A 25,043-nucleotide genomic window follows, 5' to 3' on the forward strand; every position below is an offset into this window, starting at 1 on the left:
AATTCTCGAGGAGAAAAGGGGCAAGAGTCAGTGAAAAAAATACGCAGATTAGGGACGTTCTGTTTCGCTCCAATTTTTGGTCTATTTCTTTTTATAAGCGTGGTTTTTTTCGGGGCCCATAGTGCGATTACACAAGCACCTCCAGGTTTACCTACCCCACCTCCCCCTGTTTTGGAAGATGTGGTAAACACCCGGCATAATCTTTCTGCTACCACCCCTGATCAGGCAAAATTTGAAAGCCTATATGGAAGCGGTTCATCGCGCAATATATTTACAACGGAAACCACCGAGATTTGTGTTTTTTGCCACACCCCCCACGGTTCCAATGCCGCAGGGGCGGCATTTAAAGCCCCCATATGGAATCGAAACCTTTCAACCGCATCGTATATTCTTTATGATCAAACTTGGAGCAAAAGTTTTGAAGGGGAAGTAAACCCTGGAGCCCCAACGGGTTATTCCCGGCTTTGCCTTTCCTGCCATGACGGCACCATTGCGCTCGGGTCAGTTGTTAATCGTCCGGGATCGGGAGGATATAATGCGGATCCCTTCAACTTGACCTACCCCAATGCCAATCAGGTTCCTCCCATTCCAAACACCATCCCGGTAGGTAGTGGAGAGAAAACAGGTGATACAAGGCGACTGGGGACCGATTTAAGAAATGACCATCCCATTTCCTTTCGGTTTGATACGCAACTGGCGGTTCTGGATACCGAGTTAGTGGATCCGGGGCCCAACCAACAGGTCCCCGCAAAGGTGAGTGATGCCACCCCCATTTCCCCAATGAGGCGTTATGATGGCGCGACGGTGGGGGTCTATGATTCTGTTCAATGCACTTCCTGTCATAATCCTCATGCGGTGACCTATCCAAAATTTCTGAGAGCCAACTGGTTTCATAATGAAACCAACAATCCCGATCCTTCACGAAACCACCCGGGTGAACCCATTCTCTGCATTTATTGCCATGAAAAGCCGGGTTGGATTCAAAGTACTCATTCGGTTAGTCAGGCCGTTCGAAACAAGTATCCTTTGGTTAACAATGATCCCAATAATCCCTCTTCGGGATACGACTATGATGGATCCCATGCCGTTGGGGAATTTGCCTGTAGAAACTGCCATGATCCCCATACCGCAGAAGGAGCCAAGCGCCTTCACCGGGAAGGGGTGGATACCTTTGCCGGAAATGATTCGGTAGAAAATACCTGTTACCTTTGTCATTCCCCCAATACTGCTTCTATTACCCCACTCCTCCCTGCAGGTGATCCCACCTCGCCTTCCTTTCCCCGATTTATTGACAATGGCCAGACCGTTGCACCCGACATCTATTCAGAGTTTGCAAAGGATACATTGGAACCCAGTTGCATCACCTTTCCCGAGTGTGGAAGCGCTATGAATCTTCGTTTGGATGCGTTAAATCCAAGCCATTCCCCCTTCTTCCTAGCAAGACCTCAGGAAGGAGTTCAACTCATGAGTCAAGGGGTGTCGGAGACGCCAGCGAGGAATGAAGAAACCCCGGGATCAACGACCCCGGACCTTCCCCACGTGGAATGTGTAGATTGCCATAATCCACATCAAGTCATTAGTCCCGCAATCGATCCGCCAGGGCGGATTAAGGGAATGAAGGGGGTGGGAATTGATAATGACCTCACATTTGGCAATCCAATTGTTGTAGGACGCGGGGAAATTGGAACAGACATTGATGGTCGTAGCACGGACCGCGACCCTTATGTGTATGAAGTCTGCTTCAGGTGTCATGGAAACAGCTATACCAATATTTTTGGCCCCAATGTGATCAACAACAGTAGTGAGGATCGCTTTCCTCAAGGGCAAGTTACAACTTTGGTTCCCAAAAGTACACAGGAAGATGGGCTTGGGACGGTTACCCTGGATCCCTTTGTGACTTCGGTACGGTCCGATCCCAGGGCCCCGGCCCCCAATAACCTCAGTTTCAGTTTTAAAGGTTTTAGCAACAAGTTTAAAGAGTTTAATCCTCGAAGTGATATGGTCATTACGGACAGTTCAGGTACCCCAAGAACCATTTCAAACAATAATACCGCATATCATCCGGTGGTAGCTCGTGGAAGAAACGGAACCACTCAGCTGGCAAACCAATTGGCTGGTGCATTTCCAACCGCGGCGGATCCCACACAACGGACCATTAATTGCACGGATTGCCACAATAACGATGCGACCTCCAGTTCCACACTTCAAATGGGCCCTGTGACCTTTAGCAATTTAAGGCCAACCGATGAGCCTCCTCCGGTATTTCAAGATTCAAGCTCCGACCCTGTGGGGCCTCATGGTTCTAGAAATATCCGGATTTTAAGGGCCAGATACAATACGGATATTTTGGATCCTGCCCGCTGTTTTGAAAGGGGAAATCCGACGCTGGCACAGTGTTCCGGAAGTGATGGATACAATGCGGGGTGGTTTGATAACTTCCTTTTGTGTTTTCAGTGCCACAACCGCAGGGCCTTTGATCCTAATTTTGGATCGCGGACCGATCCCAATTGGAGCAATTTCTTTGGAATGCCGACCAACCCCGATAATCATTGGAACGGAAATCTTCATATGTATCATCTTCAGTACAGCGGTGCCATGTGCCATGAATGTCATTACAATGTTCACAGCAATGTTGAAGCGCAAAATACGATTTATGGGGATGGGTTAGGGAATATCGCAAACCAAGGACCACCTTGCAATAACAATCCTGGTTATCCCTGCCTTCCGCCCGATTCAGAGGATGGAATATTTGATGGAGTTGTGGATACCCATCTGATTAACTTTGGGCCTCAGGCGGAAGGGACCATTGATGTGAAACCCAAATGGGCCTATGTTTGGGATAGCTCGGTGAGTGCCTACCGTTTTAAATGCTATCTTCGTTGCCACAATGAGACCATGGATACATGTGCTTACCAAACAATGAATCCTAACGAAGAGGCCGATAATGATGCTTTTAACCCCGCTTTTCCTGGAAGGGGAACTCAAGGAACCACCTGGTGTGCCGGTGGTGCGACAGTGGATTAACCTCTTGTGGTTTAAAGGGTATAAAAAGTGTTTAAAAAAATATTAATCAATCGACGATTAATAAACCTTTATGGGTTAGTGTTGTTTATAGTGAGTCTCATTCTCCCGTTATATGGAATGGCCACAACACCCCCTCCAGGAATGGTATATGTCCCTCCGGGGTCATTTATAATGGGAAGCACCGAAAAGGATGGAATCATTGGCGTTTCTGTGGGGGTGGATGAGGTTCCCCAATTCAAAGTTCATTTGCCAGGTTTTTTTATCGATCAGTATGAGGTCACAACCACAAAATACAAAGAATTTTTGGATGATACAGGAAGGGAACCTCCTGGAGACAAACATCATCCCGAAGTTTATCCATGGAAACGTGATGGGGGAGTTCCCCCCGAGCTTGCGGACCACCCGGTTATTTATGTTTCCTGGTTTGATGCGGACGCATATTGTCGGTGGGAAGGGAAACGGCTTCCCACAGAACAAGAATGGGAAAAAGCGGCGCGAGGGACGGATGGGCGAATATGGCCTTGGGGAAACACGTTTGATCCTGCGAAGGCAAATGTCAGGGAATATTGGTTTCAGGTATATGATCGTGAAAAAGACCCGGGGACAGTTACTAAAAGAGACTATTCAGGCACCACACCCGTGGGAAGTTTTCCAGAAGGGGTTAGCCCCTTTGGGGTATACGATATGACCGGAAATGTGGCGGAATGGACGTCTTCTTGGTACCAGGCCTATCCAGGGAGTACTTTAAAAAGGAAGGCCTTTGGAGAGGTGGTTCGGGTTTTTAGGGGAGGTTCTAATGTTCTTGAGGGAAACCTCTACGGGCGCGCAGCCCACAGAACCACTTCAACCATTCCGGAAAAGAAGCATCGCTCTTTAGGTTTTCGTTGCGCCAAGGATGATGAATAAAAAAAAGAGGATAGAAAAGGGCTTTGTTGTCGCTGTTTTAATTTTTCTATCTATGGGATGTGTGAACAAGGGAAATCGTTTGGGTGATAAGGAAAAATTTTTGAACGAAAAAAATAGGCCTAAAGGAATGGTTTTAATTCCGGCCGGGAAGTTTCTCATGGGAAGTACAAAACAGGATGGGGGAATAGGGATTGATATTGGTGTGGATGAACTCCCACAACACACGGTTGATTTACCTGCTTTTTACATGGATCAATTTGAAGTGACCAACAGCGAATATGGAATGTTTAGAGAGGCTACGGGACATCCGGCTTCGGCCCTGCTGACGCAGGAAGATTTCACCAGTGTCTATCCTAAACCAGAGGATAATCACCCGGTTTTGGATGTCAATTGGAATGATGCCGACGCTTTTTGCCGTTGGGCGGGAAAAAGGCTTCCCACGGAGGCGGAATGGGAGAAAGCGGCACGAGGAACGGATGGGAATTTTTGGCCCTGGGGAAATGAAGCGGATCCAGGAAAAACAAATACCCGGGAGTCAAGACATTTCTGGACCCACCCTGTTGGGGGAAAAAAGGGGGATGTGAGCCCCTATGGGGTTTATGACATGGCGGGAAATGCGATGGAGTGGACCTCCTCCTGGTATGATGCCTATCCGGGAAGCCCGTTAAAAAGAAAGGCATTCGGAAAAAGTTTCAAGGTTTTGAGAGGTGCATCATGGGGAACTGAATTCTTTCCCTTTTCACGGGTAACCCACCGGTTTAGCGTTTTGCCCGGGCTTGCCCAACCTGATTTTGGAATTCGATGTGCGAAAAATGTGGAATAATAAAGCGAATATAATATTTCAACTCTTTTCTCAGTTTTTTATTTTTATGATAATGGGAGGGTGCCTTTTATCTAAGGTAGACCCTATACCTTTCCCTCAGACTACCCAGGGAATGGTTTTAATTCCAGAGGGTTATTTTTGGATGGGAAGTACCGAAAAGGATGGTCTCATCGGAATTGACGTTGGAGTGGATGAGATTCCCAAGCAAAAAATATTTTTACCCTCCTTTTATCTTGATCAATTTGAGGTAACCAATCGGGCCTATAAGATTTTTGTGGACGTTACCCAGAGAGGAAATAAAATCCCCGGTTATTGGGTAAAGGGATCTTACCCACTCGGAAGCGGGGATGAACCTGTATCCGATACGGATTGGTTTGATGCCTATGCCTATTGTGACTGGACGGGGAAGCGACTCCCCTCAGAGAGAGAGTGGGAAAAGGCTGCGAGGGGAAATGATGGGCGAATATGGCCTTGGGGCAATCAAATCCAAGATGGAGCAGCCAATACTGCAAATGAAGGATGGGAATGGAAACGGCCCATTGGGTCCTATGATTTGGATACGAGCCCATTTGGGGTTTATGATATGGCTGGCAATGTGAGGGAATGGACCTCCTCCTGGTATGAGGCTTATCCCGGCAGCCGCCTAAAACGTAATGCGTTTGGAAAAAGCTTTCGTGTTATCAAGGGAGGCTCCTATGCTGACAGTGGCGCCATGACCCGTTTGGCACATCGAATTGCGGTTCGGGCGACCCATGATCCCGATGGGGACCGAACCTGGCATACCGACTATGCAAATGGTTTCCGTTGTGCCAAGGATATTGAGGAGAAATAGAAAAATGAGAACTCGTTTGCCGGAGGTGATAAAAAATAAAGTGGGAGTGTATTCTCATTGGATGGGTTTAATAATATCGGTTTTTTTATTCCTCGGGGTGGTCAACGGATGTGGTGGGAAGAAAAGCTCGGATGTATGGATACAACCGGATTTTTGGTATTTTACCGATAAAACCATGCGGCTTGACGAAATGGTTCGAATGCCCGAAAAATCTTCCAAAGGGGAGGTGAGGTTTATCTGGGTGGATCAAAGGAATCCAGACATTATATACGCTGGAACGGATGGCGGTTTGTTTAAAAGCTCCAACCGGGGAAATGAATGGTTTCCCATTAATAATGGTCTGACCAACTTTGGGGTTTTATCCCTTGTTCAAGACCCCGCAAATCCGATGCACCTTTTTGTGGGAGTTCGAAAATCCATGGAAGGTTTTGGGGGAGTTTACGAATCCACAACTGGAGGAAAAACCTGGAGGTTTATGGAAAATGGCCCAAAAGAATTCTCAATAAATTCCCTTTTAATAGACTCGGAAACGCTGTATGCCGGAACTTATGGAGGGGGCCTGTACGTTTCAAAAGACAAAGGGGGGCACTGGCAGTCCACCAGTAAAGGATTCGATGTATTTGGTGTTTATTCAATTCAAAAGGAGCCTCATCCTCCGTACCATATATTTGCAGGAACTGAAAAAGGTTTGTTTGAACTCAATAATACTAAGGGAGAATGGAAGAGGTATTTATTAGGGGGAGGGAGTTCAGCAGTGATCTCAATCGCTTTTGATCCTGCCACTCCTGGGAAAATTTATATTGGAACAGAGGGCCGGGGTTTTTTCTTCTCAGAGGATCGTGGGGCCCAATGGCGTCAGGTGGAAAAATTTGAAAAAAGCGAAATTCCTTCCATTTTGGTAATGCCTAGCGATGAAAATGGTTTTCAGCCCTCCATTGTATATGCTGCCATGGGTTCTCTGATTGTTCAAAGCAGAGATGGGGGAAATAGCTGGGATGAAATTCGCCCGAATCCAGAGTTTTCTTATCCCCCCTTGGTGGGGGAAAATATTTCCAAGGTTAGATCAATGGCTTTCCTTCCCGGAAAATCAGGTGTTTTATATACAGGGTGGGATCAAGGCCGCGGTATCGTTGGAATTCGATTTAACCCTTTTTTAGATGCAACTTGGGCTTCGTTAAATAATGGATTGGTTAATTCATCGGCTATGGATCTTCTGGTGTCTAAACATGATTCTTCGGTTGTGTTTGGAGCGACCTGGGGAAGTGGGCTGGTTATTTCAGAGAACAGGGGACAGATCTGGAAGCAGATGAACGACGGTTTTAACGGATCGGTTGCCCTTTCCATTGCTGAGCATCCCCAAAATCCAATGATCCTTTACGCTGGGGGCGAAGATGGCGTTTACAAATCATGGGATAGGGGAGTTCACTGGAAGAGAGTGGGGTCCCCCATACGAAAACCCATTGATATTCTCATTGACCCCAAAAACCCTGCAAAGGTTTATGTGGCTTCCTGGGGGGATGGATTTTTTAAATCGGAGAATGGAGGAGAAGACTGGGTGGATTTGAGCCATGGGCTGGAAGTCAGGCGCGCCTATTCCATTGCCATTGATCCTATGCAGACGGACATACTTTATCTGGGTACGGATTATGATCTGTACAAATCAACGGATGGGGGAAAGAATTGGAAACAATTACATGTCCGGCCCGTTCAGGTTGTTATTTTGGATCCCACAGATCCCTCAACCGTTTATGCAGGGACCTGCAAATGGATTTATAAATCAACCGATGGTGGAAAAACATGGTCGATTAAGCGAACCGGAATGAAATATACCGATGTATATTCTCTTGCCATTGATCCTGAAAGACCCAATGTGATCTATGCGGGAACCTATGAGGGGGGAATGTACAAATCGATGGACGGAGCGGAAAGCTGGGCCCACATGTCCGTGGGGTTGAGTAATAAACATATCTATTCTCTGGCGATGGATATTCGAAATCCAGAAGTGCTTTATGCCGGGACCTTTTCGGCCACTTTTGCAAGCGGGGTTTTTAAGACCCGTAATGGCGGGGATCAATGGAATTTAACTCATCCCGGGGAAAGTGAATTGACCAATCCAAAATGGGTAGCTCAAAAAGCCTTTTCAGTTGGTGCTTCCCAGGGTAGTTCTCCTTGGCCCAATGAGTGGGGACAGCAGGAGGTTATTCAATCCGCCGAGTCCACCCAGTAAATCAGAAAAAGATTTTTTATATACGTTATTCAGGGTAATACGGAATTTGAGGAAACTCCGGTGCGGAAAATAAAATTAAACCAAGAGGTGTTTTTTTATTTTTTAATGTTTGGCCTTCTTCTGGAAGCGGGAACCGGGTTGCTGGTTGGGGTATTTAGTTTTTGGGAGATTACCCTTTTTTCTTTAATTCTAATTCACCTCCTGGTTGGTTTTTTATTATTGGGCCCTTTTATTTTATTTGGAATTTTTCATGGTTGGAAAGAAAGTTTTTTCCCGGGCTCGCTTGTCAGTGGGCGGACTCAAAAGGAGGAAGGAATTTCCGGGTCTAGAGTGAAAAATCAGAACCCAAGTATGAAACGATCCAAAAGTTCCCCGTTTCTTTGGGGAATTATTCTTTTTCTGTTTTTATTGGTTTCTTTTAGTCTGGGAGGGTATTTTACCATTGCTGGTGTTCCTCGCAGAAACGAATGGCTCCTACACGTTCATATTGCTGCCGGATGGATTGGCCTAATTCTTTTGCTGTGGCACTTAAAAAGCATTTCGTGGAAGAGATTTGCTAAAGGGTTTGCCTTGACTGTTCCTTTGATCTTTTTTTTTAATTTTTTTGGAAAACACAAACCTGTACAGCAACGTATTGGATCAAAATGGAATTAAATCTTCCCCTTCCACCTCACCCGTGGCCGATTTCCCAGTGAAAGCCCAACCAGAAGGAGAGGGGAGGGACAAAGATGACCTCTTTAAACCGTCCTTGGGGAGAACGAATGACGGAAAAATTTTATCAGCAAAGGTTTTTCTCCGTTCTGAGTCTTGCGGAAATTCGGGTTGTCATTCCGAGATTTTGAATCAGTGGCGTTCCTCTGCGCATCATCGTTCATCCTTTAACAATCCCTTTTATAAAAAGACGGTTGAAATTTTGGAAAAGCAGAAAGGCTCCAATCCTGTGAAATTTTGTGGTGGCTGCCATGATCCTGTTCTATTGTTTTCCGGGAAAATGGAGGGCAAGATAAATTCCAGCACCCCTGAAGCTCAAGCGGGAATTGTCTGCCTTTCCTGCCACGCCATACAAAAAATATCCGGGGTAAGGGGAAACGCCGAATATGTTATTCGATTGCCTCAAAAATATCCTTTTGAAGATCAAGAAGGGCCTGTACCCCAGTTTTTAAACCGCCTTTTAATTCGAGTGAAACCCGGCCCCCATCGAAAAGAATTTTTGAAGCCTTTTCACTCAAAATCCCAGTTTTGTGGTTTATGCCATAAGGTGAGTATTGATGTTCCGGTAAACGGGTATCGTTGGAAAAGGGGGCAAAATGAATATGACGCATGGCAGATGAGTGGAATTTCGGGGCATGTTGCCGCCCCCTTGGGAAATCAAAATAAAAAAGGGAAATCATGCAGCGATTGTCATATGCCGGAAGTTGAATCGCAAGATATGGGAAATAAAAACGGTAAAATTCATCATCACGCCTTTGCTACGGCAAATACCGCTTTGCCCCATGTGTTGGAGGATTTGCCTCAATTAAACCGGGTTAGGGATTTTCTAAGGAATAACCAGATTAGCATAGACCTGATTGCGGTACGTAAAAAAAGTGAAGTTTCTGGACTCCAAGAAATTTCTGACTCGACATCTAATCAGGATAAGGTTTGGGTTTTTCCGGTTGACCCCTATCCATTGGGGTTCCGGTGTGGAGAAGAGATAATATTTGAGGTTCTGGTGAAAAATGAAGGTGTGGGCCATTCATTTCCCGGCGGAACCATCGACGCACAGGAGGTGTGGATAGAGTTTCAGGTAAATGATGAACGGGGAAATCCAATTTTTCATAGCGGTTTCCTAAAGGAAGACGGAAAAGTTGATCCTAGGGCCCATTTTTACGGGGCATTGCTTTTGAACAAAAAAGGGGAACCCATTCTCCAAAGGAATATTCAGGACTGGATTGCAACTGCATATAAACGCGTAATCCCTCCTGGGGGTTCGGATGTTGTTTTTTATAAGGCTCTCATTCCAGAAGGTTGCAAAAGTGGGATTTCCATCAAGGCCAGTTTACAGTATCGAAAGTTTCGGCCCTCATTTACTCAATTTGCGTTAAAGGAAGAAAAAGGGAAAAATACCCAAATTGATCCTTTTCCAGTGGTCACAATGGGAGAGTTTCATATTCAAATAGCCAATGATTTGAACTTGGAAAAAACCCGTGATTCCGGAAATGACTTCCAAAAAACCTCGGACAGGTTAAATGACTATGGATTGGCACTTTTTCTCCAGGGAGATTTTCGCAGGGCCGAGGAAGTTTTTAGGACCTTATTGATGGGAGATGAAATGTTTTTTGAAACCCGGGCCAGACTCGTTCGGGTTTTATTAGCCGATGGGGCCATAGAGGATGCCCGGGAGGAAGCGGAACGTTTGGTTGATTTGGATCCGTCCTCTTCTAAAGGACTTTTTCTAAAAGCACTGGTTGAGAAAGAGTATGGAAACTATGAAGAGGCCTTAGCCCTTTTAAACCCTCTATCCCTCCAATTTCCCAATGACCGGGAGGTATTAAAACAAATGGGGAGAATCCAATTTTTAATCGGAAGTTTGGAAATGGCAAAATCCTCTTTTGGAAAGGCACTGGAGATTGATCCGGAGGATCCCATGGTTCATTTGAATTTAAGTTTAATTTTTGAAGCGCTGGGGGATGAAAAACAAGCCAGGGTCAAAAGGAATCTTTATTTAAAATACAAGGACGCTGAGGAAGAGGAGACATTGGCAGGCGTATTTAGACGAAGCGATTTATGGATCAATCGTGAGGCTCAAAAAATTCATGTTCATGATTAAGAATAGAATTTTTTTTTTATGGTGCACTGGTTTTTTTTGGGAGGAATTTTTTTAATTTTTTTGGGGACAAACCAGGAATGTTTTGGGGGCCAATTGGATTTAAAGAAAAAATCGGTTAAAAATAATATGAATAATTTAAAATCTGAAATAATGTTTACAGATGTAACCCAAAAAGCGGGAATTAAGTTTATCCATGAAAACGGGGGAACGGGTCAGTACTTTTATCCTGAAACCTTTGGTTCCGGTGTTTGTGTCATAGATTATAATGCCGATTCGGCCCCCGATCTGGTTTTGATCAATGGCAATCGCGATTTTTCATCCTTAAAAAAACAGAAGGAATTGAAGCCCATTCCAAATAGTATCGTTCTATACCATAACAATGGAAACGGAACCTTTTCTGACAGGACCCAACAAGCACAAATAATTTCTGAACTATACGGAATGGGGTGTTCTGTGGGAGATTACGATAATAACGGTTTTCAGGATTTATTGGTTACCGGATATGAGGGTTTTACGCTTTACCATAATCAGGGAAAGGGTTCCTTTGAGGATGTGACCCAAAAGGCTTTTCAGGGAAAAAGCCAAAAAGGTTGGGCTACCGGTAGCCTCTGGTTTGATTATGATCGGGACGGGGATTTGGACCTCTTCGTCGGCCATTATGTTCAATGGTCCCCAAAAACCGATCTTTGGTGTACCATCGATGGAAAGGAGAAATCTTTCTGCGGGCCTGAACCCTATTCGGGAGAGACCAACCGGCTCTATCAAAACCGAGGTGATGGAACCTTTCAGGATGTGACCAAGCCATCAGGTCTATTGAACACAAAGGGAAAAACCTTGGGGGTCTCCATGCTGGATATGGATGAAGACGGGTGGATGGATTTGGTGATCGCCAATGATATGGTTCCAAATTTCCTTTATCGAAATAAGCAGGATGGAACATTCGTTGAAGCCGCTTTGAAAAAAGGCCTTTTCGTCAACGAGAGGGGTTTGGCAAAAGCGGGTATGGGAATTGATGTTGCGGACTTTGAGAACGATGGTGGGCCGGGAATCTTAATTGGAAACTTTGCCCACGAACAACTCTCTCTCTTTGTCAGGCGGGAAAAGGGAGTTTTTGTCGATGAAAGTCGAAACCGAGGCCTTGCCATTCCGAGTCATTTCTTTTTAACCTTTGGTCTTTTCTTTTTTGATTTTAATTTGGATGGGTTATTGGATATTTTTACCGCCAATGGACATGTGGACCGCCATGCTTCCCTAATATCCAAAGGATCAACCTATCAGCAAAGGCCTCTTCTCTTTCGCCAGAACAAAGAGAAAAAATTTGATGAGGTGGGTTTAGATCATGGGAAGGCATTGACCCGTCCTGTTTTGGGTCGAGGGGCCGTTTATTTGGATTATGATGAAGATGGAGATTTGGATATTTTTTTAACGGAGAATGGGGGAAGGCCCATTTTGTACCGAAATGAAGGAGGAAATCAAAACCATTGGTTAAGGATTGGGTTGGTTGGAACGGAAAGTAACCGGGATGGTATTGGGGCCTTGGTAAAAGTAAAAGTGGGTGATCAGGTTCTTCAAGCCATGGTCAAAACGGGATCCAGCTATCTGTCTCAAAGTGAACTCCCTTTAACATTCGGGCTAGGAGAATTAAAACAGGCGGAATGGATAGAGGTCCAATGGCCTTTGGGAAAAGTTGAGAAGCACGACAATATTAAAAGTGATCAATTTATTGTTTTTAAAGAAGGGAAGAACATAATAAAACAGATCCCATGAGAGTGTTTTAACTATAGAATAAACTTACTGATTTGAGGTATTCGTTTTCATAATCTAGGTTAAGTAAAGAACAATAAAAAAATAAAGAATCAAACAAAAGAAATTGAAGTGTAACTCATTGTTTTAAAAAGTTGTTTTTGTGTGTAAGGTTTTTTGGGGGGTATGGGAATTGCACTTCAAAGGATAATGGGCTCTTTTAAACCAGGGAATATAAATCCAGTTCTGTCAATAAAAGTCATGTTTTATACTTTCTCAAAAATTACTGAACCTATGAAAAATCCAACATTTAATCGGGTTTTATTCTTTTGTCTTTATGGTATTTTTTTCCTTTTAACCACCCCTATTATCGCTCAATCCGTTTCCACACTTACAACCATTACTCCCAATTCGGGATTGTGGGATAAAGAGATTACCGTTACCATTCAAGGGAGCAATTTTGTGAGCGGTTCCATTGTGACCTTTACATGTAATTCGTGTACAAAGCCTGGTATCTCGGTTCTTTCTACAAAATATGTCAACGATATGATCAACCCTCCTAAGATTGAAGCCATTATTTACGTTTCGCCAGAAGCGGAAATTGCCACATGGCAGGTAGATGTTTTCGATCCTGATAACACCCAATCGACCAATTCGCTTACTTTTAATGTGAATGAAAGAAATTTGGATGTCAATACGGCAAGTGGAGATATAATTCTTGATGTTGGAAGTCCACGAAGGTGGAAAAATATTTTGGTTACCAATGGTAAAACGTTAACCATTAATGCCATTACTATTGAAATTGAAACACTGACCATTTCAAATGGAACCTTAAAACTTGTTAGGGGAGCACGCTTATTACCTTCCCCCACCATTAACGCCACCAATGCTACCATTACCGGGGATAGTTCATATACCTTGGACGGTTCCAACATTACCTTGACGAGTTCCAATATTTTTGGAGAACGGGTGACGGTTTTAGGGACGAATCTAACGGTTGGATCTGCTTCTAGAATTAACCTCAATGGAGGGGGGCAAAAAGGGGGAAGAGGATGTAAAGACATTGATTATGTCGGGTCTGCCGGCCAAGGAAAGGGGGAGGATGGAAATGGGGCAGCATGTCTTAACCTTCGGCCCGGTGGGGGTGGAGGTTATGGGGGAACGGGGGGAAATGGATTCTCGACCCTTGGCCCAACGGATCCCGTTTCTTCGGGAGGTATAGCCTATGGAAATCCAATGGCACCCACAGACCTGGGGAGTGGTGGGGGCAAGAGCGTGGTTTCTACTTTGGCGGGAAATATAGCGGTTGCGGGTGGAAATGGCGGAGGGGCTCTTAAAATTGGGGTTTCTGGAACTCTTACCAATAACGGAATTATTTCCGCTAATGGGTCTGTCGGAGGAACCGGTAGTAGAGGTGCCGGTGGAGGAAGCGGGGGAAGTGTTTTTGTCAGCGCAGGGACTTTATCAGGGACAGGAACCTTTAGGGCAATTGGTGGAAATGGCGGGGCAAATGGGGGCGGTGGCGGCGGGGGTGGAAGAATTGTCGCCTATTATAATTCTACAACCTTTCCAGTTGGTAATTTAATTTGTACAAGAGGAACCGGAGGCAGCGGTGGCGGGGGAAATGGCATTAACGGAACCTGCGGGGGAGGGTCCGGGGGATTGCAAGTCATTGGATCTGCCCCAAGTGGTATTTCTGTTTCTCCATCTAGTTTGGGACAAGGAGCAGCGAGTAAAACCCTGGTTATAACGGGAAACAACATTAAAAACGGCGCCACTGTCGGTTTTTCCGGGTCGGGCATTACCATAATTTCCACAACCTTTATTTCTTCTAACAGCAGCCTCTCCGTAACGATTTCGGTTTCTTCATTCGCCAGTAATGGGAACAGAATATTGACTGTGACCAATCCCGATGGGACCAGCAGTACCACAACTTTTTCTGTGGCTTCAGGTCCTACCGTTTCCACAATCTCCCCATCCCGGGTGGATCAGGGTAAAAGCAATGTCTCCGTGGTTATCAGTGGGACAAATTTCGATTCTCCCAATGGATGTTCCCTTTCTTTTAGCGGTTCTGGAATTGTAATCAATAATGTTACCTGTGACAGTTCAACCCAAATTTCAGGAAACATTAGCATTGCCCCAACTGCCACCTCGGGGCAGCGGGATGTGATTATCAGTAATTCCTCGAACAGTGGTCGGGGGGTGGGGGGTAACAGACTTCAAGTTGAGCTTTCCCCAACCGTAAATAATGTAAGCCCTGGAAATTTGGGCCAAGGGGCTTTGAGCCAAACCCTTACTCTCACGGGCTTTAGTTTTTCTAGCGGGGCAACCGTTTCATTTAGTGGAGGAGGAGATATTACATCAGGTGGGGTAACCGTAAACAGCAGTACATCTATTACCGTTCCAGTGACGATTTCAACAACTGCTCTGTTGGGAACCAGGGATGTAACGGTCACCAATTTGGATGGGAGGGCAGGAACCTGTTCCGGTTGTTTGACACTAACACAAGGACCTTCTATTAGTTCCATATCCCCGGCCAGCAGAGGACGAGGGGCCACCGGTCAAGTCCTTTCCATTAATGGCAGCAATTTTGTTTCAGGGGCTACGGTTTCTTTTAGTGGAGCTGGAATTACCATTAACAATACCAGTTTTATCAATTCCACCCAGCAATCGGTTACGGTGAATATAGCCAGTAATGCAACCACTGGAACCAGGGATGTCAGTGTGACCAATCCTGATAAGGGACGGTTTGGAGGAACCGGAATATTTACAATCAATCCGACCCCTAGTATCAACACCATTACGCCAAAGCGAGGAGATGAAGGCGCTACCTCCCTCCAATTGACGATTTCTGGAACAGATTTTCAAAACGGGGCGACCGTTACTCTGGGGGGATCGGGACTTACAGTGGGGTCAACTTCTTTTGTGAATACCGGCACATTACAAACCACTGTTGATATTCTCCCAACTGCTCCAATTGGAGCAAGGAGCGTCACTGTCACAAACCCTGATGGTGGCTCCCAAACCCTTAGCAGTCTGTTTACAGTTGATGCAGTTCCGGTTATTTCGAGTGTGAGTCCTTCTAACGGGGTTCAAGGGGATATAGATAAACAGGTGACCATCACGGGGACCGGTTTTGTGAATGGTCTTAATGTTTCAGTGGGTTCGGGGATCACGGCTTCATCCATCAATGTGGTCAGCCTTACCCAGATTGTGCTTTTAGTAAATATTTCTTTCCCCACCACTCCTGGGACCTATAATTTTACGGTAACCAACCCCGATGGGCGTTCTTCCACCGCATCTTCACCTTTTACTGTCACCGCTGCTTCGCCTTTAACAGTTAACGGAAGTCAAACCTTAACATCCAGCGATATCAACAGTTATATTTCTGTTACCGTAAACAATGGAGGAGTTCTAACCTTACAGGGGGCGGTCGGTTTATCCGTACAGGGAAATATGACTGTGGCGGCTGGAGGAACCGTTACAGCCAATGGGAAAGGGTGTCCGAGTGGTCAGGGGGTAGGTGCTAATGGTTGCAGCGGAAATTTAGGTATCCCTGGAAGACCGAGTGGGAACAGTGGTGGAGGCCACGGTGGAAATGGTGGAAATGGATTCTTTGGTGTTGGAGGATCAAGTTATGGTCTGGCAACCAAACCTACTTTTCTTGGTTCAGGGGGAATTGCCGGAGACAATCCTTCCAATCCAAATGGAGGACCGGGTGGAGGTGCCATAAAATTGGTTGTTGGGGGAACCTTGCAAGTCGATGGAATCATTTCCGCAAATGGAAATCCGGGAGGGAATTTAAATGGGGCAAACGGTGGGGCAGGAGGCGGGGCGGGGGGAAGCATTTATTTGACTGCAAATACCTTATCAGGAACTGGGAGCGTTAGTGCCAATGGGGGCGCTGGAGGGACCAATGATTTAAATCGCGGTGGAGGTGGAGGTGCTGGGGGAAGAATAGCCATTTACTATGTTCCCAGTGGATTAAACACTTTTTCTGGTGTGGCCGTTCCTTCCACAAGTTGTGGGGCTAGTCTATCCAAAGGGGGGACTGCTCCCCCCGGGGGAACAGCGGGGTCAGATGGAACCTGTATCATCACCACAATAAGCAATCCCAATGTTTCGGTGGCCACCCCAAACACGTTGATTCAAGGAAGAACCAATGTGTCCCTCACGCTTACCGATACTGATTCAAACCCAGCAACAAATTTTGTTAATGGTGTGACGGTATCTTTTAGTGGAACTGGAATTACGGTGGTCAGCACCAGTTTCGTGGATGCGCAAACTCTTTCGCTAACAGTTAATATTGCCAACACAGCTTCTTCTGGAAGTAGAAATGTGACCGTTACAAACCCCGATGGAACATCCTTTACCGCAAACGGACTTATTTCCATTAGTGCCATCCCAACCCTAACCTCTGTTTCCCCGGATAATTTAAACCGTGGTTTGACCAGTCAAACCCTGACCCTTAATGGAAGCAATTTCCAAACCGGCGCCACCCTTTCAATGGATGGGGGAGGTTTTTCAGCGAGCTCCTGTTCGGGAAGTGGAAGCCAATTGGTTTGTACGGTCAGTTCTTCAATCACCAATACCGCCGGGCCAAGGACTCTAACGATTACAAACCCCGATACCGGAAGTGGAAGTGCCACTGGATTATTCCGAATCAATTCAAATCCCCAGCTTACCAGTGTTTCTCCCTCAAGTGTTCCCCCCGGAACCCTTAACCAAGTTTTAAGGCTAATCGGAAGCGGGTTTATTAGTAATGCGACGGTAGACATTTCTTGTGATACCAACCTGGTCCCAAATTGCAGCCATGGAATTGAAGTATCCGGGAATCCTACCTTTGTTGGTTTTAATGAATTACAGGTAACGGTTAATGTTCTTTCCTCGGCAACAGTGGGAAAAAGAACCCTTGTGATTAATAACCAAGATGGAGGGAGTAATACTTTTTCCAATAATTTTGAAGTGGGGGCCATTCCTTCTACAACGGTGACGGGTTTGGTTGCTTATGGAGAATCTTCCACTTCAACACCCCGGTTTAGAACATGGAACGGGTCAGGCTGGTCGCAGGAAAGTAGTGCCGTCAATGGGGTGAACCCCAACCACTGGAATGTTATGGTTTCTAACCCGGTTAGAAATGAAAAGATCCTTGCTTCTTTGGATAGTAAAGACCGTTTAATGGTACAGGTATGGAATGGTGTCCAATGGGGAAATGCACTGGAAATTGCACCCCTTTCCGGTTCAGCGAGCGTAGAAGGAACCGCCTTTGATGTTGCCTTTGAGGCTGGGGGACGGGGTTTGGTGGTCTATGGCCTGAGCGGATCGTCGGTTCTTCGATATAGAATTTGGGATGGAACCAACTGGGGGTCTGAACAACAAGTTTTCAACACTGCAACGACTGGGGTCCCTGTATGGGTCAAACTTGCAGCCAACCCTTCAGGGCAGGAAATCCTCTTGGTGTTTAAAGACAGCCAAAAAGATATTAATTCCTTGGTATGGAATGGAACCCAGTTTGGAAATGAGAAGAGGTTAACCATTGAAGGAACCTCTCCAGCAACCCCAGGATTTGATGTTGCTTATGAAAGGCAATCCGGCAAGGCAATGGTGGTTTGGAGTAAAAACTCAAGTTCAACACCGCGATATCGAATTTGGGATGGAACAAGTTGGGGAAACGAAGGCCAGGCCATTCAATTGGGTTCGTCCTCGAGTGCCAATCTACGCCATCTTCGTTTGGTCAGTGATCCCCAATCCGACCAGATGGCGTTAGGGATATTGGATGAAAACAGGGGGCTCCAGGTTCAGTTTTGGGATGGATCGAATTGGTTAAATACTGGGACAAGAACACCTTTTACGCTGACAGAAAACCCTGGTTCTACATTAACCGTTTCTTCCATTTCACCGAATAGTATAGGGCAAGGAGTAGGAAGTTTAAATCTAACTATTACCGGAGCAAATTTTAAAGAAGGAAGTCTCACACAACCCGTGTTGGTAAGTTTCAGTGGAACCGGGATAACGGTAGATTCTGCGAATGTAACGGTTGATAGCCCCACACAATTGACTGTTCCCATAACCGTTTCTAACTTAGCCCCTTTAGGATCCCGGAATGTAACGGTTACCAACACCGACCCGGAGGGGCAAAGTGTAACCATGCCTGGTTTATTTGAAGTCACTACAGGGACTTCGGCGTTAATAAAAACTTTCACACAAAATGAAGGTTTTGGTAGAAACTTTGATTTGGCCTGGGAGTCCAAAAAACAACAGATGATTGCGGCCTATGGGAATGGAGGGATTTTGGGCGGGGTTTATAGAAAGTGGACATTGGGAAGTGGCTGGTCTTCAGCCTCATTTCTTCCATCAGGCCCAAGAATTCCAGATGTGATTCAGTTACGTTCTAATCCAACCAATAATGAACAATTACTAACACTGATCGATAGAAAATTTAATGAAAACGATTCTAATGAAAGCTCTCCCCAGGGGATTACGTTTCATCATTGGACCGGGTTTGTGTGGGATAAAAGCACGATTTTAGAAGCAAATCCTCCGAGTCCGAGAACCGTTTATGATTCCGATAGCGGGAAGAACGTTATGGTTCAACCGGAATCGTTTATGGTTTCATTTGCTCAGCACCAAAACATAACCGGTTTAACTGTAAATGGGATAAATCCCTCAATCTTAGGACTTGGAACCTCAACCTCTGTAACCCTTTCGGGAACCGGTCTGGTTTCGGGGTCTACCGTCACTTTTAGTGGGACAGGGGTTACCACGAATGGTGGGGTGAACGCCAGTAACGGGGGAACACAATTGGCTTTTACGGTAAATGTTTCAGGTGGGGCAGCTACGGGAGCAAGGGATATCACTGTAACAAATTCAGATGGACAATCCGTGATGGGGGTTGGAATTCTTACCATTGGTTCGGGAACAACTTCTTCTCCAAGGATTACAGGGCTTAGTCCTGACTCTGCCCCCCAAGGCGTATCCTCCGCTTTGATTACAATCAATGGGTCTGGTTTTCAAACAGGCGCAACGGTTGGTTTTAGCGGTACCGGGGTTACGGTAAATTCCGTTAATTTTGTAAATTCCTCCCGTTTGGATGTGACCGTGGATATCAATGGTTTGGCTACCCCGGGAGCAAGGGATGTTACTGTTACAAATCCAGATAGCGGAACGGTTACAGTTTCTTCTCTCTTCAATATAGCCTTGGTCTCTAGCTCCAATCTGCTTGTTTCGTCTAATATGACCATTTCAACGGATGCCACCTATCCTGATATTACCGTCAGAGATGGTGCCACTCTGACCCTTCAAGGGGACATTACTTTAACTGCCACTGGAACCATATGTGTGGCCGGAACATCCTCAACTTGTGCGTCGGGAAGCTCGGGGGCTGGAGGGATTCTTTTAATTCCTTCTTCGGGATTGGTAACCATTAAAGCGTCCGATATGAACATCGAATCAGGGGGACAAATTTCTTCGGACTGGAGGGGTTGTGCGGCAGCGGTTGGGTGTGGTTCAGGTGGAATTGGTGTTGGGGGAAGCAGCACTGGTTCAGGTGCAGGTGGAGCTTCTCACGGGGGAAGAGGTGGAAACAGCGGAAATTCTTCTGGAGGAAAGGGTTCTTTAAGCACTTATGGTTCAAGTACTTTTCCAATTACAAGAGGGAGTGGGGGTGGAAATGGAGATGCAACAGGTGTTGGGGGAGCTGGGGGGGGAGCTTATAAGATAGAGGTAATAAATACCCTTACCTTAAATGGATTTTTAACGGCTCAAGGGCAAAATGGAATTAATAGTGCGGTTTCCGGGGGTGGCGGTGGAAGTGGAGGGAGCATCCAGGTCATTACCAATATACTTGGGGGTTCTGGAAATTTTTCTACAAAAGGAGGAAATGGGGGAAATCATTCCTCTGGAAATAATCCTGGTGGTGGTGGCGGTGGTGGTCGAATCGCCGTCTATGCGATAACCTCTACTTTGAGCACATCCAATATGAATTGTTCAGGTGGTACAGGAGGGGCAGGATTAACCACCAATGGTCAAAACGGGGGGCCGGGGGGTTGTAATCTTTATATTCAAGCCACTCCCACCGTTTCCAGTATTTCTCCCTCAAGTTTATTTAAAGGGGTGAATGATCAAAATATTACTATTTTGGGATCCAATTTTGTAGATGGGGCGACGGTTTCAATGGGCACCGGAGTGGTGGTGAATTTGGTGAAGTTTATCAATGCGGGTGAATTGGTGGTGAATGTGGATGTAAACCCCTCTGCTGTGCAAGGTCTAAGAGATGTTATTGTTACCAATCCTTTAATCGGACAGTCCCCTTCAGGAAATAATTTGCTAACCATCCTGGATCCAAGCGATACGACTGCCCCAAATGCGGTTTCGGATCTTACAGAAAAACCTAATTCTACCACAACCAGTTCCGTGACATTCAAGTGGACCTCTCCAGCGGATAATGGGGGGGGGAATGTGGCATCCTATGATATTCGATATGCAACCTTCCAAATTGCTGCCGCGAGTTTTTCAAGTGCCACCTCTGTTTTAAATTCCCCAACACCTTCTTCTGCAGGGAGCCCAGAGGAATTTACGATAGGGGGGCTCGTGGGGGGACGAACATATTTCTTTGCCTTAAAATCAAAGGATGCCAATGGAAATACCTCTGCAATCTCCAATGTGGTTTCTGTGGTGGTTGGGGCTGATACGACTCCTCCAGCAAAAATCACTGATTTAAGGTTTGGGGAAACGGTAAACTCCAATTCTGTTTCTTTAATATGGACTTCAACGGGTGATGATGGAAGCATAGGACAGGCCAACCGTTATATTGTGAAATTTTCAATCACGAATATTCAAAATCAAACGGACTTTAATAATGCCACTACTTTTAAACAATTCCTTATTCCCAAAACCGCAGGGTCTACTGAGACCTTGGCTATTGGCGGTCTATCCCCCAATACGCGCTATTATTTTGGGGTGGAAGCGGTTGATGAAGCTGGGAATAAAGGAGGGTTTTCCAATATTGCGACGGCGGCCACTTTGTCAAATACCCCCTCTAATGACACTGTTGCTCCGTCGGCCATTACCGATCTTGTTGTCGTATCCGCTGGGGTAACAGATACCACGTTGATGGTTCGGTGGACGGCTTCCGGTAATGACGGAAAATTAGGAACCGCTACCGGTTACGATTTGCGGTACTCTCATTTGGAAATCGTGGGTTCTGGAGGGGATGGGGTGAGAACCATTAATTTTGCTAATGCAACTCCTGTTTCAAATCTCCCCTCTCCTCATGAAGCTGGGAAGATTGAAACGTTTGTTATTACCGGTTTGACCCGGAATACACCCTACACCATAGCCATAAAAGTTTTTGATGAGGGATATAATCAAAGTAATTCGTCTCCTCAAGGAATTTCTGGGATTTCAAATATTGTTTCTTCCCGCACAGCCATGCGGAACGGGTTTAACCTTGTGTCCGTTCCCTTGACTACCATACCCAATGATGTGGATTCCGTTTTTGGGGATGATGTGGGGATTCCTGTAAATATATCCAGTTGGTTTTCCACGGGTCTAGACTCTTCGAAAGGATCTTACCAAACTCCAACGACGGTGCAGGAGGGGATGGGATATATCCTTTTTTCCCAGGGAAACCTTTCCGTAGTCGATGCCCCAAGTGGATCACAAGAAATTACAACAGGCCCCTATTCTATTTCAATACAGAGGGGTTGGAATATCCTTGGGAACCCTTTTAACAAAAGAGTGGGGTTAGGAGAGACCAGTATTAGGAGGATGGAATCGGGAGAAACCCTTGGTTTTCCTGAGGCGGTGACCCGTGGCTGGGTAGGGAGTTCTCTATACCTTTTTAATGGAATAACATTCGATGCGGTTAAATTTGATGATCCCACACCCGCTGCATTGGAACCTTGGCAAGGGTATTGGTTTTTGGTGTTGAGGGATGATTTTTCCTATGAAATGGTGATTAACAAACCTTGAGACTTAATATGATGGAAAAAAAAATATTGGTATTTTTTTTCTCCCTTTTCTTCTATTTCACATTGATTTCCGTTGTCCAGGCCTTTAATTTTGAAATGGAAATAAAGGTATCGGTCTCAGATGCTTTAGCCGATAATGGAAAAGCCACACAACGCCTTGTTGCCGGGGGAAACCAAAAAACCACCGTTGGTTTTGATCCCCTTTTTGATGTTCCGGCACTTTTCCTTGGGGATACTCTTAAAGCCTCTTTCCCTCATCCAGAGATGCCTGGTCATTTGGACCCTCTCTGGAGAGATTTTCGGGAGGATCACCTCCCAATGGCTTGGACGTTTGAGGTTTCCTCCAATAAGGATAAAACTCCCATTACCCTGCAATGGGTGGCATCGGTTACCGAATCAGGCTGTGAGAATGTGAAATTTAACCTGATTGATCAAACTACTGGGCAAGTTATTGATATGGAGATTGCTTCTAATTACACGTTTTCCAATGAAAAACTAAAAAAAAGACAGTTTCTTTTAAAAGCTCAGGCTGCCCAAAATGCACCCCCTCAAATCCCAGGCCAGCTTTGGAGTCCGCGGCAAGGAAAATCAGGGATACTTCTAACCTGGAGCTTCCCAACCGGTGAGGCCGATGTAGGTTACCAAATTGAACGGAAGCAGGGATTTGAGGATTTTGAAAAGTTAAAAACGACCTCCCTTTCAACCAACAAATACCTTGATCGAAACATTGTTCGAGGGAATACCTATACCTATCGGGTTACCGCGGTTTCAAAAAATGGATGCCAGAGCGGTTCATCTGAAGAGCTCACCTTAACCATCCCTTAAATTTCTATTCTCATTTTAAGTTTAAGTTATTTCCCGACAGCCAGATAAACCTGTTAAAAATTGACGTTACTTGACAAACCGGGATCATTGGATATGATAAAAACTGCGAAGGAAAAAAATCCTAATGGGATCAAGTAAGTGTTTCTTTTTTACAATATTAAAAGGTGAACTCTTATGAGAAAAAAACCTTGCGGAGGTGCTCGTGTCCCAATTAAATAAGAAACGCCCAGGCAAAAGTCAAAAAAGATTTTCCTCCGTTTCTTATCGAGAGAACGGGAAAGTGGTTGCCGGGAAGCGAAAGCCAAAGAGGGACAAATTATATTATATGCAAGAGGAAGAACGCTTATTTCTTTTGGAAGATATCCAGGAAAGATCCATTTATGAATTAAGAGAACGGCAGGAAGATGATATGACGCAACAGGAAGTGGCCCTATATTATAGTTTCCTTAGTCAAATTGAGGAGGAGATCCAAAAACAACAGGAATTGATCATTCAAGTTCGACAAGAAATTGAAGATACAGATAATCCGTCCCTTCCTTTTTTTAGGAAAAAATCCCGCTTCAGAATTTAAATTAATTCTATTAAAATAATTTAAAAGAAATATTTTTTTTCTCGCTATCCATTTCTTTTATTCCTAAAAACTTATAGTCCGTTCAGCAACCCCTTAGGTTTGCAATTTCAAAAGTCCTGTTCTAAAATGTTTTTATTTAGGAGCTTGGAGTGACTTTTACTCAGCGATTAAGGAAAAAATCCCAGCCCATTTGGAATGCACAACTCAAGCATCCTTTTGTGAGAGCCCTTGGAAATGGAAGCCTTTCCCCAAAAAAATTTAAATTCTATATTCTTCAAGACTCTCTTTTCCTTTTTGAGCTTTCAAAAGTTTTTGGACAAGGGGCATTTCGAAGCCCCAACTCAAAATTAATGTCCCATTTTACAAAACTTCAAGCCGACACCTTGGAGGTAGAGCAAGCCCTTCATCGTGAATATGGGAAAAAGTGGAAATTAAGTGATACCCAAATGACATCCGTTCCCATGGCACCAACCAACTATGCCTATACCCGGCATATGCTCCAGGTGGCACTCACAGGAAGTTTAATCGAAATTACCAGTGTGGCATTGCCTTGTGCTTGGATCTATTGTGAAGTAGGGTTGCACCTTTGCCGAAAGCCCATTCCCAAAAACCACCCTTATATAAATTGGCTTTCATTGTATTCCTCTCCTGAGTTTGCAGAGGTTGCCGCGTGGATGCGTGCTCTGGTTGATCGGTTGGCCCTATCCGTTGGACCTCAAATTAGAAAAAAAGTGGAACATGATTTTTGGATTAGTTCGCAATATGAATTGCTTTTTTGGCAAATGGCATGGAATGAAGAAAAGTGGCCTGTTTGATTCCATCATTCAATTTTTGGTCGTAAAAATTTTTATTTTTAAATTTGGATTAGATTATCTAGGGGGAAAAGGCTGGTGGACCATAAACCCGGGTTTTTAAAATTAGTCCGACAGGCCAAAAAAAATATAAAGGAGTCTTCGGTATTCAAAGTCAAAAAGAAACTTGAACGGGGAGAGAGGTTTTATTTCATTGATGTCAGAGAGGACCATGAGTTTCAGAATAGATCCGCCAAGGGAGCCCTTCATTTGGGACGGGGGATCATCGAGCGGGACATTGAAGAATTGGTTCCCGATAAAAAGTGTGAAATTATTCTTTATTGTGGGGGGGGATATCGTTCCGCGCTGGCGGCCCTGAATTTAAAAAAGATGGGGTATCAAAAGGTCTTTTCCATGGCAGGTGGGATAAAAGCCTGGTTAAAGGCTGATTATCCGATCCAGACTGAAAAACGTATACCCGTTGGGAATAAAAAAGTAAGATAAAAAGAATCCTGAATAAT

13 protein-coding genes are annotated in these 25,043 nt (G+C 45.1%); all 13 read left to right on the forward strand.

Annotated features, from left to right (window positions below; all coding sequences use genetic code 11):
- Positions 1-30 precede the first annotated feature (30 nt).
- The 13 genes from VGB26_09090 (at position 31) to VGB26_09150 (ending at position 25,026) form a co-directional block, all read left to right on the forward strand.
- Entirely contained in the window at positions 31-3,024 is a 2,994-nt protein-coding gene (locus VGB26_09090) for a cytochrome c3 family protein (protein ID HEX9757943.1), read from the forward strand.
- Between the two features lie 27 nt (positions 3,025-3,051).
- Positions 3,052-3,930: a formylglycine-generating enzyme family protein gene (locus VGB26_09095; GenBank protein ID HEX9757944.1), complete on the forward strand. Its 879-nt coding sequence runs from the start codon at positions 3,052-3,054 to the stop codon at positions 3,928-3,930.
- Positions 3,931-4,057: 127 nt separating this feature from the next.
- A complete protein-coding gene (locus VGB26_09100) occupies positions 4,058-4,753 on the forward strand; it encodes a formylglycine-generating enzyme family protein (protein ID HEX9757945.1) in 696 nt (231 codons plus the stop codon).
- Between the two features lie 112 nt (positions 4,754-4,865).
- Positions 4,866-5,585 (forward strand): SUMF1/EgtB/PvdO family nonheme iron enzyme, encoded by a 720-nt coding sequence (locus VGB26_09105; protein ID HEX9757946.1) that lies wholly within the window; start codon positions 4,866-4,868, stop codon positions 5,583-5,585.
- Between the two features lie 4 nt (positions 5,586-5,589).
- Positions 5,590-7,812 carry a hypothetical protein gene (locus tag VGB26_09110; GenBank protein ID HEX9757947.1) on the forward strand — a complete coding sequence of 741 codons (2,223 nt, stop codon included), beginning with the start codon at positions 5,590-5,592 and terminating at the stop codon, positions 7,810-7,812.
- 105 nt (positions 7,813-7,917) lie between these two features.
- A complete protein-coding gene (locus VGB26_09115; GenBank protein ID HEX9757948.1) occupies positions 7,918-8,466 on the forward strand; it encodes a hypothetical protein in 549 nt (182 codons plus the stop codon).
- A 37-nt stretch (positions 8,467-8,503) separates the two neighbouring features.
- Entirely contained in the window at positions 8,504-10,621 is a 2,118-nt protein-coding gene (locus tag VGB26_09120; GenBank protein ID HEX9757949.1) for a tetratricopeptide repeat protein, read from the forward strand.
- Between the two features lie 93 nt (positions 10,622-10,714).
- Positions 10,715-12,388, forward strand: a complete 1,674-nt coding sequence (locus VGB26_09125; GenBank protein ID HEX9757950.1) for a CRTAC1 family protein — start codon at positions 10,715-10,717, stop codon at positions 12,386-12,388.
- A 270-nt stretch (positions 12,389-12,658) separates the two neighbouring features.
- Positions 12,659-22,336 carry a hypothetical protein gene (locus tag VGB26_09130; GenBank protein ID HEX9757951.1) on the forward strand — a complete coding sequence of 3,226 codons (9,678 nt, stop codon included), beginning with the start codon at positions 12,659-12,661 and terminating at the stop codon, positions 22,334-22,336.
- Positions 22,337-22,344: 8 nt separating this feature from the next.
- The gene (locus tag VGB26_09135) at positions 22,345-23,160 is read left to right on the forward strand and encodes a fibronectin type III domain-containing protein (protein HEX9757952.1); all 816 of its coding nucleotides are present in this window, start codon (positions 22,345-22,347) and stop codon (positions 23,158-23,160) included.
- 202 nt (positions 23,161-23,362) lie between these two features.
- Positions 23,363-23,731, forward strand: coding sequence for a hypothetical protein (locus tag VGB26_09140; GenBank protein ID HEX9757953.1), 369 nt, complete (start codon positions 23,363-23,365; stop codon positions 23,729-23,731).
- A 149-nt stretch (positions 23,732-23,880) separates the two neighbouring features.
- Positions 23,881-24,546: a thiaminase II gene (tenA, locus tag VGB26_09145; protein ID HEX9757954.1), complete on the forward strand. Its 666-nt coding sequence runs from the start codon at positions 23,881-23,883 to the stop codon at positions 24,544-24,546.
- A 75-nt stretch (positions 24,547-24,621) separates the two neighbouring features.
- Positions 24,622-25,026, forward strand: coding sequence for a rhodanese-like domain-containing protein (locus tag VGB26_09150; GenBank protein HEX9757955.1), 405 nt, complete (start codon positions 24,622-24,624; stop codon positions 25,024-25,026).
- Positions 25,027-25,043 lie beyond the last annotated feature (17 nt).

It is taken from the genome of Nitrospiria bacterium, assembly GCA_036397255.1.
Taxonomy (GTDB): domain Bacteria; phylum Nitrospirota; class Nitrospiria; order DASWJH01; family DASWJH01; genus DASWJH01.

What these genes read in the sequence shown, in the direction of transcription:
- VGB26_09100 (HEX9757945.1), top strand. Translation starts at nt 4,058, where the DNA reads ATGGTTTTAATTCCGGCCGGGAAGTTTCTCATGGGAAGTACAAAACAG.
- VGB26_09105 (HEX9757946.1), top strand. Translation starts at nt 4,866, where the DNA reads ATGGTTTTAATTCCAGAGGGTTATTTTTGGATGGGAAGTACCGAAAAG.
- VGB26_09110 (HEX9757947.1), top strand. Translation starts at nt 5,590, where the DNA reads ATGAGAACTCGTTTGCCGGAGGTGATAAAAAATAAAGTGGGAGTGTAT.
- VGB26_09115 (HEX9757948.1), top strand. Translation starts at nt 7,918, where the DNA reads ATGTTTGGCCTTCTTCTGGAAGCGGGAACCGGGTTGCTGGTTGGGGTA.
- VGB26_09130 (HEX9757951.1), top strand. Translation starts at nt 12,659, where the DNA reads ATGAAAAATCCAACATTTAATCGGGTTTTATTCTTTTGTCTTTATGGT.
- VGB26_09135 (HEX9757952.1), top strand. Translation starts at nt 22,345, where the DNA reads ATGATGGAAAAAAAAATATTGGTATTTTTTTTCTCCCTTTTCTTCTAT.